Here is a 14,164-nt window from a genome sequence, read left to right as displayed (position 1 = left end):
CACACCGCTTTCAATGAAGTCACTGCCTGAGGAGCCCCCGACAAAGCCCGGCGCGCACCTGCACGGTGTTCCAAGCAACCCGGGCGCGTCGGCAGGAATGATCTGGCCCGGCCAGCATGGGCTCATGGGCTATGCTCTGCGGTGCATGACCAGACTCGACTCGGCCACCCCTCCTCCCCGCAAGCACGGGGCCCTGCACAAGCTGTGGAAGGACTTTCTGGAACCCATCGTCTTTGCAGTGGTGATCACGCAGTTCGTGGCTACACTGGTCGGTGTCGAGGGCGTCAGCATGATGCCCAACCTGCGAGACCGCGAGCGCGTGTTTGTTCCCAAATACGAGACCTGGCTGCACAAGGCCGGCGTGGGTGACTTCCAGCGCGGTGACATCGTGATCTTCAAGCCGCCCCGGGCCGCAGCCGAGCGCATTCCCAACCTGAACCGGAGCGCCCTGGGGTTGTGGTCCTACCGCCCCTTCCTGATCAAGCGCGTGATCGGGCTTCCAGGAGACCGCATCGCGATCTCGGGCGGCGAAGTCACCATCAACGGGGTGCGCCTGGATTCAAGCTGGACCACCGACTACTGGCGCGAACAGGGCTGCTGGGACAACCAGAGTGACCTTGCCATGCAGGCCACATCCAGCCGCAATGGGGTGATGACCGACCAGCCGGAGTTCACCGTGCCCGCAGGCACTTACTTCGTGATGGGTGACAACCGCACCCCCAACGGCAGTGAGGATTCCCGCCTGTTCGGACCGGTGCCGCAGCGGGACATCGCCGGGCGCGCGGCTGCGGTGGTCTGGCCCATCATGCGCAAGACCAACGCCCGGTACGACTGCACGGCAGAGCGAGTCGCCAGCCTGACCGGCGAGAACAAGGTCAACCTGCGCCTTCTGACACGACCCGAAGCGTTTCAGGACCTCAAGACCCAACTGGCAAAGTAAGACAAGTCAGGTACGAGATGAGCGGGGCCTGGAAATACGACCCAGGCCCCGCCCATCGTCATTGCTCCTGTCCTCCGCAGTTCTGAATCCTGCCTGTTACTCGGGACAGCGGCGTATCAGTGGCCCAGCCCTTCACTGAAGGGTGAATCCGCAGCCGGCTCACCAGGCTTCCGTAAGCCGGACCTCCGCCCATCAGCTTTCCTCGTCTTCGAATTCCTCGTCACCGCCCAGCACTGTGATCTCGGTGGATTCGCTGACAACCCGGTACTGTCCCTCGCGGGCAATAAAGTCAGCAGCCATACGCAGGGTTTCCTCAACCCAGCCGTAGTCGTTGGACAGGGTCGCCACGCCGATCACTTCCCAGTCATGGGCATCCAGACCATCCAGACGGGCCACCGTCAGCGGATAGCGGGCCTTGAGACGCTCGACCACGGGCCGGACCAATGCCCGTTTCTCCTTGAGGTTTCCAACCCAGGGCATTTCGACCCGGACCGTCAGGACACCGACATAACCCAGTGCCACGCGATCAGAGCATCCCTGCGAGAAATCCCTGCGTGCGAACGGTGCGCACCAGGTCCATCACAGTGTGGCGGGAGGGGTCGTAGTGCACCTCGATCTGTCCCTCGTCCGGCGTGGCTCTGGACACCCCCGGCATCGCCAGCAGGGCAGCAGCAACTTTTTCTCCGGCTTCGCGGTTCATTCCGCGCACCCCGAGCAAAACGCGGGTGGCATTGGCTGTCATCGGAATATTATGCGCTTCCCGGCCGCAGTTGCTGTCCTGGCGCGGTGCCGTTGCGGCTGCCCAGATGCTGCACCGCGTACTGTCCGATCACGTTGGCGCCCTCCTGCTGCGCAGCGTCCTGCAAAGCTGGGGTCAGCGGGTAGTGAAGCTCGTATACGGCGGTGTCGTAAGCACTCTTGACCACGGCGTGCATCAGTCCTGCGGCTGTGTCGGCCGGTGCATCCGGGGCCAGCGTAAGGGTCCGCATCAGCACGACCGGCCGGTCGCCCTGCCACACGGGCTGAGCAAACACGAAGCCCTGCAAGGTGCCCTGCGGGTCCTGCGCCACGAAGGAATGCTCGCTGCGTTCATAGAACTTCAGGGCAGGAAGGCTGGTGTGCAGCCGGCCCTCGCGCTCGCGTTCAGGCAGGGCATCGAAGGCCGGATCAGTGGCGCGCTGCACGCGCAGGTCCAGCGCCTGCAGCGCGGCGTGGTCAGCCTCTCCAAAGGTGCGGTAACGCATCATGCGCGCAGGCTAGCAGTCTGCTGATGGCTGTTCGGGGACTGGTGTGAGGAAGAACTTTTCCCAGGACAATCAGGTGCCAAGCCGCGCCTGAACCTCAGCCCAGTGAGGCATCGCATCCTGCGCGCCTGCGCGGGTGCAGGTCAGACTGGCTGCCACCCCCGCAGCCTGCAGTGCCGCGTGTAAGGCTTCGCCCTGGTCCAGCCGGGCTGCCAGCACCCCACAAAAGGTGTCTCCCGCACCCGTGGTGTCCACGGGGGTCACCGGGTGCGCCATGAAACGCAGTGTCTGCCCGGAAGTTACGGTCAGGTGGCCGAGCGCGCCCAGCGTAACCGTAGCGGTGTCAGGCCCACACGTCAGCAGGTTCCGGGCGGCAGCTTCCAGGGCTGAAGCCTCCACCGTCAGGCTGCCCCCGCTGAACTCCGCCAGTTCGTGTTCGTTGACGATCAGGTGATGGACATGTTGCAGCAGTTCGGGGTCCGGGCTGCGCGCAGGTGCCGCGTTCAGGAGGACGCGCAGGCCGCTTGCCTGAGCATGGCGCGCAGCTGCCAGCGTCACCTCAGGTCCCAGTTCCTGTTGCAGCAGCAGGTGCGTAAACCCGTCCAGCCGTTCAGGCAGGTGCGCCGGACTCAGCAGGGTGTTGGCCCCACTCGCCACGGTGATGGCATTCTCGGCGGCCGGGTCGACGGTAATCAGGGCCAGACCGGTGGGCGCGTCCAGGATCTGCAAGTCGCTCAGGTCAACCCCGGAGCGTTGGAGACCAGCCAGAGCTACGTCCCGGAAGGCGTCCCGCCCCACCGCACCGACCATCCGTACAGCCGCCCCTGCAAGCGCCGCCGCGACCGCCTGGTTGGCCCCCTTCCCTCCGGGGGACAGCCGGGCACCTTGACCCAGCACGGTCTCGCCGGGACCTGGGATGCGCTCGGCCCGGACCGTGATATCGGCATTGATACTGCCCACCACCAGGACACTCACAGCGTTTCCCCAACCGACACCAAACCGGTAAGCAGAGCAGGGCCGCGACGAAGGAACGAGGCACACATGGCTGGAGTCTGACAGGCGCAGTGATCTGAAGGGCAAACTCAGCTACCCCTGACATGACGCTTGAAGGCAGAGCAAATTAGTTTATACTTAGTTCAATTTCATTGAGCCTTCACAGCCCTGCCGACGGGTTGACGCCTGGCGCGCGGCCTTCGCCTGCCTTTTTCAGGAGTGACATGACCCCATCCCTTCCCTCAGACCGGCCCTGGCTTTCCCACTACGAAGCGGGCGTTCCACACGACTTCACGCCCAGCGACCGCACGCTGCCGCAGGTGCTGGAGCGCGCCGCCAGTCAGTTCCCGGACCGGGTGGCCCTGGAATTTCTGGGGGCGAGGACCACTTACCGCCAGCTGCTGCAGGATGCCCTGCGCTTTGCGAGCGCCCTGCAGTCCCTGGGCGTCAAACCCGGCGAGCGGGTGGCGATCATGCTGCCCAACTGTCCGCAGTTCGTGGTGGCCTTCTACGGCACGCTGCTGGCGGGCGCCGTGGCGGTGAACACCAGCCCGCTGTACACCCCAAGCGAACTGCAGCACCAGTTGCAGGACAGCAGCAGTGAAACGCTGCTCATGCTCGACGCGTTTTTCCCGCGCTATCAGGAAATCGCCGGCAACGTCGGTGTCAAACGCGTGATCGTGACGGGGATCCAGGACGCCCTGCCGTTTCCCAAGAACATCCTTTACCCCATCAAGGCCCGCAAGGACGGCACCTGGGTCAATGTCAAGGCAGAGGGAACGGTTCACGGGTACAAGGCGCTGCTGGGCCGTCAGGCACCGCGTCCGCAGCTGGTGGCGATTCGCCCTCAGGATCTTGCGCTGCTGCAGTACACCGGCGGCACGACCGGCGTGCCCAAGGGCGCTATGCTCACGCACCGCAATCTGGTGGCCAACAGCGAGCAGTCCCGCGTCTGGATGAGCGATCTCAAGGAAGGTCAGGAGATCACCCTGGCGGCGATTCCGTTTTTTCATGTCTACGGCATGACGGTGGCCATGAACCTCAGTGTGCTGACCGGGGCGACCATCGTGCTGGTGCCCAACGCTCGCGATATCCCGATGGTGCTCGCGCAGATCCAGGCCAGCCGCGCGACACTGTTTCCCGGTGTTCCCACGCTGTACAACGCCATCAACAACCACCCGGATACGCCGAAATTCAACCTGACATCCATCCGGGCCTGTATCAGCGGCAGCGCCCCGCTGATGCTGGAAACCGCGCGCCGTTTCCGTGAGATCACCGGGGGCGCCAACTTGGTCGAGGGCTATGGTCTGACCGAGACCAGCCCGGTGACCCACGTCAATCCCATCTTTGGTGAGCAGCACGAAGGCAGCATTGGCCTGCCACTGCCAGGGGTGGACGCTGTGGTCATGAACGACCAGGAACAGCCGCTGGCTCCGGGTGAGGTCGGCGAACTGTGGGTGGCTGGTCCACAGGTCATGCTGGGCTACTGGCAGAAGCCCGAGGAGACCGCCAAGACCATGCGCGAGGCCTTCGGACGCACCTGGCTGCTCACCGGTGACATGGCAGTCATGGATGAGGACGGCTATTTCCGCATCGTGGACCGCAAGAAGGAGCTGATCATCGCTGGCGGCTTCAACATCTACCCGCGCGAGGTCGAGGAAGTGCTGATGACCCACCCGGCCGTCCTGGAGGCTGCTGCGGTCGGCGTGCCGGATACCTACCGCGGCGAGAGCGTCCATGCTGTCCTGGTGCTCAAGCCCGGCCAGCAGGCCACCGAGGCGGACGTGATCGCCCACTGCCGCAGCGAACTCAGTGCCTACAAGGTGCCGCGCAGCGTGGAGTTCCGCACCGAGCTGCCGAAGACCGCTGTCGGGAAGATCCTGCGTCGCCAGTTGGCCAGCGAGGCTCGCGCGGCCCGGCCGGCCTGAACGGCTCCGTACAGGTCTGCCCCCGGTATGCCGCTCCGGGGGCAGACCTGTTTCCCCAAGCCTCTTTCCCTGGCCGAGTCACCTCACCATGCACAAAGAGGCGGCTGCACTATCATGGGCGATATGCCGTACACCATTCTCGTCGCGGACGATGAACCTGCCATCCGGACCATGCTGGAGGTCATTCTGTCGGCGGATGGACACCGGATTGTGACGATGAGCGACGGCCGCGCCGCGCTGGAGTACCTGCGGGACAATACCCCGGACGCCATGTTACTGGACGTGAAAATGCCACACATGGACGGCTTCGAGATCTGCTCACGGGTCAAAAGGATTTCCAGGCTCAAAGACACCCCGGTGCTGCTGCTGACTGCGTTCGACGATGACCATACCCGGGATCACGCACGGATGGTCGGCGCCGACGATGTGGTGTACAAACCACTGTCCGGAAAGAACCTGCGCGGGCGCGTGAACCAGCTGATCGAGGCCCGGCGCCACTGATGCCTGCCCCGAGCCCACAACGCCACATTCCATCCCGAACGGAGCTTGCCGCATGATCTTCCTGGTGCGTTTCCTGAAATTCCTGACCTCCTTCCTGCTGGCCGCACTGGTCGCGGGACTGGGGGTTGCCGCTGCATACGCCGGAAAATGGGCCCGCGAATTGCCCGACTACCGGCAGCTCGATAACCTGACCCGCTCATTGGGCGCCGAGACCAAGGTGTACGCGCGCGACAACACCCCGCTGGGCAGTCTGATTCCCAAGATCGGCGAGCAGGCCATCAGCCGCACGCTGGTCACGCTCGATGAAATCAGCCCGTTTATGATCTCGGCGCTGATCAGCAATGAGGACCGGCGCTTCTTCGAGCATTACGGCCTGGACCCTTACGGCCTGCTGCGCCAGTTCCGCAGGCTTTCGCAGGGCGAAAACGTGCAGGGTGGTTCGACCCTGACCAATCAGCTGGTCAAAAATACCCTGTTGCTCGAAGAGTACAACCAGGCCAGGACCCCCGACCGCAAGCTCAAGGAATGGATGCTCAGCGTGCAGATCGAGCGCTCCTTTACCAAAGAGGAGATTCTGCAGAACTACCTGAACACCATCTACTGGGGCGACGGCGGCCCGGTCGAGTTGTACGGCATCTACTCGGCGTCGCAGGCCTACTTCCGCACCACGCCCAAGGCCCTGACCCTGGCCCAAAGTGCCTATCTGACCGCGCTGGTGCCCAGAGCCGGACGCTATTTCGACTACAAAGCGGTGCGGCCCATCATGAAAATCCTGCTGGCGCGCATGGTGGAAGACAAGTGGATCACCCAGGCACAGGCCGACGCGGCCTGGCAGGAAAAACTACAGCCGCGTGGGTGGCAGGTCACCTATGACGCCGCAGGGAACATCAGCAGCGCCAAGCTGGTGGACCCTTCTGCCAAGGAACTCAAGGCGGTTACCTCCACCCGTGCGCCCCACTTTGTCCGGCAGGTGGAGCAGGAACTGGTTCGCACCTTCGGGCAGGACGTGGTGTACGGCTCAGGTGGCCTGCGGGTCTACACCACCCTGGACCCCAAGATTCAGACTGCTGTGGAAACCGCCAGCCGCGAGGCGAGTGGTCTGCCCCCGGGCGCGACCCTGGCCGCGACCATCATGGATCCCTACACCGCTGAGGTGCTGGGCATGGTCGGCCAGAAACTCAATGGCACGCAGCCACCGGACGACTGGAACAACGCCGCGCAGGGACAACGTCAGATCGGATCGACCATCAAGCCGCTGCTGTACACCACCGCCCTGTCTACCGGCCTGCGCCAGGACCACCGCGAGGAGGACCGTCCGGTATCCTTCCCCTGCCCAGTGGGCTGCAAGGACGGTGTGTACGAGCCCCAGAACTTTGAAGGAGCCACCACCTACCGCAACATGACCATTCGCGAGGCGCTGGACCGCTCCCTGAACCTGGTGACCGTCCGGCTGGCCGACCGTATCGGGCTCGAGACCCTGTTCGCCAAGATCCGCCAACTGGGGATTCCGCCCAACGACGGCACCGGGCTGGCGGCAGCGCTGGGTGCGGTGGAAACGACCCCAATCAAGATGGCGGCCGCCTACGCTCCGTTTGTCAACGGCGGCGGCTACCGGGCGCCCCGCTACATCACGCGCGTGACCAACGCCCGCGGCGCGGTGCTGTACGACGCGGCGAATGACCCACTGCGACCCGTGCGGGTATGGACGCCTCAGATTGCGTACCTGGGCCTGAACCTCATCGAGGGGGTGGTCAATGACCTGACCCCCGCACAGGGCGGCCTGGCCACCAAGGCGAAGTTCGGCGACTGGCCCGTGGCCGGCAAGACCGGAACCAGTAACGGTCCCAAGGACTTCTGGTTCGTCGGCACCACGCCGCTGTACACGGGTGCGGTGTGGGTAGGCAAGCAGAAGGGCGGGGACATGCCGGTGAACTACTACTCCGGAGAGGTCAATGCACCTATCTGGAGGCGCATGATGGAGCTGGCCCACGCCGGGCGCAGCGTGACGCAGTTCACACCACCTCCGGGCATCGTATTTGACGAGGCTCCGGACCCAGGCTACCTGCCGGGCGTCAAGATGGCATTCCTGGACCCGCGCTACCGCGACGCTGCGAACACCACTACTGAGGCGCAGGCGCCTCCTCCCACGGTCTACCGCGAGACGTCCTATGCGCGGGTCAGCAGCGACCCCCGGACTGTGATCATCAGTCTGGACCGCAGCACCAACCGGCTGGCGACCGAGTTCACGCCGCCCCAGAACGTGGTGCAGCGCCGGATCTATGTCGAGGAACTGCCGGCCTATGCCCCCGACGATTCGCCCAAGCCCCTGGCCGACGAGAAGCCGGACCCGGACGCCCTGAAAGCTGCACGCAACGAAGGCGGAGCCCCCGAAGCGAAGACCGAACCCCTGGGCAAACCTCCAACTGGCACCCCGGCACCAAAGAGCCCGCCAACCACGCCCTGACCACGTCACCGGGTTCACCTGCCCCTTTCCAACCGCCTTCCCGTATGGGCTCCGGCGTCCTGGGAAGGGGCTCTCATATGTTGGTCATGCATTCCTGGCGCCGAAGGGCGCATCATGCGGGCCATGAAACGTGCACCGCTGCTCTCGCTGCTGCTGGCCCTGGGAGTCTCACACGCCGACGCCCGGGTGCGGCTGGGCGACACGCTGCCAGCCCACCCCTGGACCTCGGCCGGGCGGGAAGTGGTTGTGGTTTACAGTCACGACTGCGGTGACCTGGGTGACCTCTGGTCGGCGGTGCTGGCCAGCGGCTTGCCGGTGCGTGCGGTGAACGTGGAGGACATCAAGTCTCCCGCGCCCGGAGGCCTGAAAGCCTGGAGCGGACCCGAAGCCACTGCCTTTGCACGGGCCCTGAAGGTCGGCGCGTACCCGACTGTGCTGCTCGTGCAGGGCGAACGGATCCTGAATGCCTGGGAAGGCACCTTCACCGGCGATCTGGGCCCGATGGAATAGTCCCTGACGGGCCAGAGCAAGGGGGACGCGCGCCCCGGCGTGAGCTGATGCCAACCGCTAGACTCGCCCCATGGTCTCCACAGGCGCTCCGACGCTGACCGTGGCTTTTCTGGCGGGACTGGTATCGTTTCTCAGTCCGTGTGTTCTGCCGCTGGTGCCCAGCTATCTGGGGGCCATCGTAGGAGCCCGCGCGCCGCTGGCAAGGGCGCTTGGATTCATCGGGGGGTTCGGGCTGGTATTCATTGCCCTCGGAGCGACGGCCAGCACGCTGGGCTCCTTGCTGGCCCCCCACAAGTTTCTGCTGGGGCAGCTGGCCGGCGGTCTGATTGTGTTTTTCGGCCTGGTGATGCTGGGCCTGATCCGGCTGCCCATCCTGATGCGGGACACCCGTGCCCTAGCCGGGGCGGGCAACTACAGCCCGGTGGCCCTGGGCGCGGCATTCGCGTTCGGCTGGAGCCCCTGCCTGGGACCGGCGCTGGGCAGCATCCTGGGCCTGGCAGCCAGCAGCGCCAGTCTCAGCAGCGGTGTGCTGCTGCTGGCCGCCTACACGCTGGGGCTGGCGCTGCCGTTCCTGCTGGCCGCACTGCTGTGGCACCGGCTGAACCTGCGCCGCCTCAACCGGTACGCCCCGGTCTTTGAGAAGGTGGGAGGGGTCGTGCTGGTGGCGGTGGGCCTGCTGATGCTCAGCGGCGAATTTACCCGTCTGGCCTCGTTCTTCTTCAGCATCATGCCGGACTGGATGCGTATTTGAGCTTATCTGCTTCCCCACCCTATGCCCTGCAACTGCGCGACGTGTGGCTGCGCCTGGGCCGGGAGGTCATTCTGCGCGGCGTCACGCTGGACGTGCCGGTCGGTGAGGGCGTGACACTGCTGGGCGAGAACGGCGCAGGCAAGACCACCCTGCTGCGTCTGCTGGCTTCGGGGCTGCGCCCCACCCGTGGCGAGGGTCGCGTGATGAATTTCGATCTGCGCGACAGCCGCGCGGTCCGTGATTTCGTTCACCTTATGCCGGTGGATGCGGGCCTGTACCCGGACCTGACCTGCACCGAGAACTTGGAGTTTGCCCTGAGGATGCACGGGCAGACCGGTGATGTCCACGGTGCGCTGCGGCGGGTGGGGCTCGAAAAGGTATCAGGCCGTAGAGGCCGTTTTCTTTCGGCCGGCATGCGCAAGCGGCTGGCGCTGTCGCGCGCCCATCTGCTGCGGCGCCCGGTCACCTTGGTGGATGAGCCGTTTGCCAACCTGGACGACGCCGGACGCGCCCTGGTCCAGGAGCTGCTGGGAGAACTGCGCCACATTGGGGTAACCCTGGTGATTGCCGCGCATGAGCCGGCCCTGGCCCGGCAGATCGCCCCCCGGACCCTGGTGCTGGGCAGCGGACAGCTGGTTGAGGCATGAGCCGTTCCGTCATCCACGACAACGCACAACAGAGGACGGGGTGGCCCGGTCTGATGGCGGTGGCTGCCAAGGACCTGCGGGTGGCTGGCCGCACCCGCGACACCCTGCTGGCGACCGCATTTTTTTCCGGACTGGTGCTGCTGGTGCTGGGACTGGCGCAGGGCGGCAATGTCGGGCGTGGAGTCGAGGAGACGGCGGGGACGGCGGCCGGCGCTGTCTGGACCGCCCTGGCACTGGCGGCGGCGGTGGGGGCGCAGCGGGCCTTTGCCCTGGAGCAGGAGGCCGGCGCCCTGGAACAGCTGACCCTGTATCCCGGCCCGCACGGCGCCCTGTATCTGGGCAAGCTGCTGGGCCTTCTGGGGCCGCTGCTGCTGGTCGCGGCTTTCACGCTGCCGGCGGGACTGGTGCTGTTTGGCGCAGCAGGAGCCGGTCGGGGGGTGCCGTGGGCGGCCCTGGTTCTGACCACCCTGCTGGGTGTGCTGGGCTTCGCAGCCGGGACCACGTTCTACGGCAGCATCACCGTCAGCCTGCGCGCGCGTGAGGCCCTGCTGCCGGCCCTGGCCTTTCCGATCCTGGTTCCGGTGGTGATTGCCACGGTCAAGGCGACCTCGACCCTCCTTTCGACCGGATGGAGCCCTGAAGTGACCAGCTGGCTGGCGTTCCTCGGGGCCTTCGATCTGGGCACGGTCATTCTGGCCACACTGCTGTTTCCCTACGCGCTGGAGGGATAGTTTCGGGGACAGTCGCACTTGTTTCCGGGGCCCCCAGGCGGCATGGTGCAGGTATTCACGGCCCCGCGAATCGGCGCGGGGCAGAATAGGGAGCGTAATGAGAAAAGACCTCACGACAACGCTGCTGGGCGGCGCCACGCTGCTGGCCCTGGTGGTGGCTGTTGTCCTCGGCCTGATGGCGCCGCTGGACGTGAATCAGGGCTCGCTGGTGCGGCTGATGTTCGTTCATGTGCCCTCCGCGTGGCTGAGTTATCTGGCCTACGGCGGCACCGGTCTGTTCGGCCTGCTGTACCTGGTGCGCCGTCAGCGGCGCTGGGACCGGCTGGCGATGGCCAGTGCCGAGATCGGCGTGCTGTTCACGCTGGCAACCATCCTGGGGGGCATGCTGTGGGCCAAGCCGACCTGGGGCACGTACTGGGTCTGGGACGCCCGCCTCACTACCACCGCGCTCAGTCTGGTGGTGTATGGGGGCTACCTGCTGATCCGCACTCTGATTGACGACCCCGACCGCCGGGCCCGCGTGTCCGCCGTGATCGGCATTGTAGGCACGCTGTATGTGCCGGTGAACTACATGGCTGTGGAATGGTGGCGCGGCGTGCACCAGACCCAGACCCTGCGCCTGCTGGGCAAGGTCAGCTTTGAGGCGGCGCCGGTGTACGGCTGGGTCCTGCTGGTGGCCACCGGGGCGTTTACCCTGCTGTACCTGTATCTGCTGCGGGTACGCGGCATTCTGGCGGCCCGTGAAGAGGCGCGCGAGGAACGCGAACTGATGGAAGACCTGCGGGGCCTGGAGGGCGCACGTGGATAAGTACTCGGCTTATGTGGTCATCGTGTACGGCGTGACGCTGGCGCTGCTGGTGGGCTACCTGGTCTGGATCTGGTGGCGCCTGAAGGGCATGCCCAACGAGACTTCTGGAGAGGAGGGGCCGTCATGACCAGACCAGGCTCCGGCTCTTCACCCCCTCCGCTTTCACAGGCACGGCGGCGCAAACGCAATCCACTGCCGACCGTGCTGGGCATCACGGCCCTGCTGGGCCTGGCTGGCTTCATCGCCTTCGGGAACCTCAACAGAAGTCTGGAGTACTTCGTGACGCCGACCGAATACCAGCAGCAGGCCGCGCAGCTCCAGGGCCGCCCGGTGCGCATCGGTGGGCTGGTCAAGGCCGTGAAGTACGACCCGCAGAGCCTGGACCTGCGCTTTACGGTCACGGACGGCAGCGCCAGCTTTCCGGTCCAGTACCGCGGGGCCGTCAGTGATCTGTTCAAGGAGAACCAGGGCGTGGTCGTGCGTGGGGAGTTCGAGGGCCAGACCTTCCAGGCCCGCGAACTGATTGTGAAACACAGCGAGCAGTACGACGTGCCCAAGACGCAGGCTGAACTCCGCGACCTGCTTGAGCAGTCCGAGTGAGGCGACCATGCCGGGAGCTGGTGAGATGCTGAACCTGATTTCCTTCTCCGCGAGTCCGCTGGGAGCGCTGGGCCAGTTGGCGCTGCTCTCGGCCCTGGCGTTTACCCTGGCCGGACTGTGGCTCTCGGTGGTGGGCGGCCGGCGTGGCGACGCCCGCGCCACCGAGGCCGCGCGCCGGGCGACCTGGGCGGTCTTTGCCCTGCTGAGTCTGGCCAGCCTGGTTTTGATGGCCGGGCTGCTGCGAGACGACTTCACGGTGCGCTACGTCGCCGAGCATTCCATGCGGGCCTCCCCTACCTGGGTAAAAGTGACCAGCCTGTGGGGCGCGCTGGAGGGCAGCATCCTCCTGTGGGCCTGGCTGCTGGCAGGCTTTACATTCATCCTGAGCCTGACCCTGCGCCGCGACGCCCTCCGGCCGTGGGCCCTGGGAGCAATGTTCGTCAGCCTGCTGTTCTTCGTGGGCGTGTGCGCCACGGTGGCTTCCCCCTTTACGCCGGTCGCAGCGGTGCTTTCTGACGGCCGTGGCCCCAACCCGGCGCTGCAAAACCACTGGATGATGGCCATACACCCGGTGCTGCTGTACCTGGGATTCGTGGGGCTGAGCGTGCCGTTCGCCTATGCAGTAGCGGCGCTGATCACAGGCCGGTTGTCCGATCACTGGGTGGTAGTGACCCGTCGCTGGACGCTGGTGGCCTGGGCCTTTCTGACCGCGGCCATCGTTGCTGGCGGCTGGTGGAGCTACGAAACCCTGGGCTGGGGCGGTTACTGGGCGTGGGACCCGGTGGAAAACGCCTCCCTGATTCCCTGGCTGCTGACCACCGCCTTCCTGCATTCTGTTCAGATTCAGGAGCGGCGCGGTCTGATGCGGTCCTGGAACGTGTGGCTGATCGTGCTGGCCTACGCGAGCACGGTGCTGGGGACCTTCCTCAACCGCAGCGGCATCGTGCAGAGCGTGCACGCCTTTGCCGGTGGCCCGGTGGGCCCGGTGTTCCTGGGGTTTCTGGCGTTTCTGCTGGTCGCCGGAATTGGGCTGGCCGCCTGGCGGGCCCCACACCTGCGTGACGAGGGCGAGCCCCCGGCGGCTCTGAGCCGCGAGGGCGCCTTCCTGGCCGGCAACTGGCTTTTTCTGGTCTTCGCGTTCATGGTGCTGCTGGGCACCCTGTTTCCGACCTTCGTGGAGTTCGCGCAGGGCCGGCGCGACACGAGTGTCGGCCCTGCCTTCTACAACGCCTTTGCCATTCCGCTGGGCCTAGGACTGCTGCTGCTGATGGGCGTGGGGCCGCTGCTGCCCTGGCGCCGCGCTGAGGGCGAGTCTCTGGCCCGTGCGCTGCGCCCGCTGCTGCTGGCTGGACTGGGCGCCGCGCTGCTGGCCTTTGGGCTGGGGGTGCGCGGCTGGGGCGTGCTGCTCACGGTGGCGCTCAGCGCCTACAACCTGGTGGGCCTGGGCCTGCTGACCAGCCGGGCGGCGCGCCAGAGCGGTAGCCTGATCGGCACCCTGCGTGCCCAGCCGCGCCGCTACGGCGCCTACCTGGCCCATATCGGTCTGCTGGTAATGGCCCTGGGGCTGGCCTTCAGCACCGCCTACCGCCGCGACGCGCAGGTCACGCTGAACCTGGGTGCTCCCGTGACCCTGCTGAGCGAACAGCTCCGACTGCAACGTGTGGACGTCGTGGACCGCGGCTTTGGTCACTCACGGGTGGCTCAGGTGACCATTGATGGCCGCCCCTTCCAGACCCGCATGAACACCTACACGCAGTCCGGCAGCACGCCCTTCCCTGCCCCGGCGGTGCGCTATGGCCTGCTGGGTGACACCTATCTGGTCATGACCAGCGTGGACCCGGACGGCCAGTGGGCCAGCGTACGCCTGATTCAGAGCCCGCTGGTGTCCTGGATCTGGTGGGGCACGCTGATCATCTGCCTGGGGGCGGGCCTGACGCTGGTGACCCCCCCCCATCCTGTCGCTCGCCGGGTGCCGGCCGCCCTGGCCCCTGCCACCGACTGACCTCCTGCCGCGGGCGCTGCACGGCGGCCCGGCATTCGAAGGAAT

The 14,164-nt window shown here is 65.9% G+C and carries 16 protein-coding genes; 12 read left to right on the top strand and 4 right to left on the bottom strand.

Annotation, left to right across the window (positions count from 1 at the left end; all coding sequences use genetic code 11):
• Window positions 1-145: 145 nt before the first annotated feature.
• Window positions 146-940: a signal peptidase I gene (gene lepB, locus IEY49_RS01770; RefSeq protein ID WP_189003940.1), complete on the top strand. Its 795-nt coding sequence runs from the start codon at window positions 146-148 to the stop codon at window positions 938-940.
• A gap of 192 nt (window positions 941-1,132) precedes the next feature.
• Here the strand turns inward: lepB and IEY49_RS01765 are convergent, their stop codons facing one another.
• From IEY49_RS01765 to IEY49_RS01750, 4 genes are all read right to left on the bottom strand, one after another.
• Complete coding sequence (locus IEY49_RS01765) at window positions 1,133-1,462, bottom strand: DUF503 domain-containing protein (protein ID WP_189003938.1); 330 nt, start codon at window positions 1,460-1,462, stop codon at window positions 1,133-1,135.
• Between the two features lie 4 nt (window positions 1,463-1,466).
• The gene (locus tag IEY49_RS01760) at window positions 1,467-1,682 is read right to left on the bottom strand and encodes a heavy-metal-associated domain-containing protein (RefSeq protein ID WP_189003936.1); all 216 of its coding nucleotides are present in this window, start codon (window positions 1,680-1,682) and stop codon (window positions 1,467-1,469) included.
• A 7-nt stretch (window positions 1,683-1,689) separates the two neighbouring features.
• Window positions 1,690-2,184 carry a DUF1999 domain-containing protein gene (locus tag IEY49_RS01755; protein WP_189004231.1) on the bottom strand — a complete coding sequence of 165 codons (495 nt, stop codon included), beginning with the start codon at window positions 2,182-2,184 and terminating at the stop codon, window positions 1,690-1,692.
• Window positions 2,185-2,256: 72 nt separating this feature from the next.
• On the bottom strand, window positions 2,257-3,159 hold the full coding sequence (locus IEY49_RS01750; RefSeq protein ID WP_189003934.1) for a ribokinase: 903 nt from the start codon (window positions 3,157-3,159) through the stop codon (window positions 2,257-2,259).
• Between the two features lie 242 nt (window positions 3,160-3,401).
• On the opposite strand from IEY49_RS01750, the gene IEY49_RS01745 reads away from it, so the two are divergent.
• The 11 genes from IEY49_RS01745 (at window position 3,402) to IEY49_RS01695 (ending at window position 14,119) form a co-directional block, all read left to right on the top strand.
• Window positions 3,402-5,105, top strand: a complete 1,704-nt coding sequence (locus IEY49_RS01745; RefSeq protein ID WP_189003932.1) for a long-chain-fatty-acid--CoA ligase — start codon at window positions 3,402-3,404, stop codon at window positions 5,103-5,105.
• A gap of 114 nt (window positions 5,106-5,219) precedes the next feature.
• Window positions 5,220-5,606, top strand: coding sequence for a response regulator (locus tag IEY49_RS01740; RefSeq protein WP_189003930.1), 387 nt, complete (start codon window positions 5,220-5,222; stop codon window positions 5,604-5,606).
• 52 nt (window positions 5,607-5,658) lie between these two features.
• Complete coding sequence (locus IEY49_RS01735; RefSeq protein ID WP_189003928.1) at window positions 5,659-8,070, top strand: transglycosylase domain-containing protein; 2,412 nt, start codon at window positions 5,659-5,661, stop codon at window positions 8,068-8,070.
• Window positions 8,071-8,184: 114 nt separating this feature from the next.
• Complete coding sequence (locus IEY49_RS01730; RefSeq protein ID WP_189003926.1) at window positions 8,185-8,580, top strand: penicillin-binding protein; 396 nt, start codon at window positions 8,185-8,187, stop codon at window positions 8,578-8,580.
• Window positions 8,581-8,650: 70 nt separating this feature from the next.
• Window positions 8,651-9,331 (top strand): cytochrome c biogenesis CcdA family protein, encoded by a 681-nt coding sequence (locus IEY49_RS01725; RefSeq protein ID WP_189003924.1) that lies wholly within the window; start codon window positions 8,651-8,653, stop codon window positions 9,329-9,331.
• Window positions 9,328-9,978, top strand: a complete 651-nt coding sequence (locus tag IEY49_RS01720; RefSeq protein ID WP_189003922.1) for an ABC transporter ATP-binding protein — start codon at window positions 9,328-9,330, stop codon at window positions 9,976-9,978. Before IEY49_RS01725 ends, IEY49_RS01720 begins: the two co-directional genes overlap by 4 nt.
• A complete protein-coding gene (locus IEY49_RS01715) occupies window positions 9,975-10,709 on the top strand; it encodes a heme exporter protein CcmB (protein WP_189003920.1) in 735 nt (244 codons plus the stop codon). Before IEY49_RS01720 ends, IEY49_RS01715 begins: the two co-directional genes overlap by 4 nt.
• A gap of 97 nt (window positions 10,710-10,806) precedes the next feature.
• Window positions 10,807-11,517, top strand: a complete 711-nt coding sequence (ccsA, locus tag IEY49_RS01710) for a cytochrome c biogenesis protein CcsA (RefSeq protein ID WP_189003919.1) — start codon at window positions 10,807-10,809, stop codon at window positions 11,515-11,517.
• Window positions 11,510-11,644 (top strand): heme exporter protein CcmD, encoded by a 135-nt coding sequence (gene ccmD / locus IEY49_RS01705; protein WP_189003917.1) that lies wholly within the window; start codon window positions 11,510-11,512, stop codon window positions 11,642-11,644. The genes ccsA and ccmD overlap by 8 nt, the downstream gene beginning before the upstream one ends.
• On the top strand, window positions 11,641-12,117 hold the full coding sequence (ccmE, locus tag IEY49_RS01700) for a cytochrome c maturation protein CcmE (RefSeq protein ID WP_189003915.1): 477 nt from the start codon (window positions 11,641-11,643) through the stop codon (window positions 12,115-12,117). The genes ccmD and ccmE overlap by 4 nt, the downstream gene beginning before the upstream one ends.
• A gap of 25 nt (window positions 12,118-12,142) precedes the next feature.
• The gene (locus IEY49_RS01695; RefSeq protein WP_189004230.1) at window positions 12,143-14,119 is read left to right on the top strand and encodes a heme lyase CcmF/NrfE family subunit; all 1,977 of its coding nucleotides are present in this window, start codon (window positions 12,143-12,145) and stop codon (window positions 14,117-14,119) included.
• Window positions 14,120-14,164: the final 45 nt, after the last annotated feature.

Origin of the sequence: Deinococcus malanensis (genome assembly GCF_014647655.1) — a bacterium.
Lineage (GTDB): Bacteria > Deinococcota > Deinococci > Deinococcales > Deinococcaceae > Deinococcus > Deinococcus malanensis.
The sequence above is the reverse complement of the archived record's forward strand: the minus strand, read 5'-3'. Positions and strand labels throughout refer to the sequence as shown.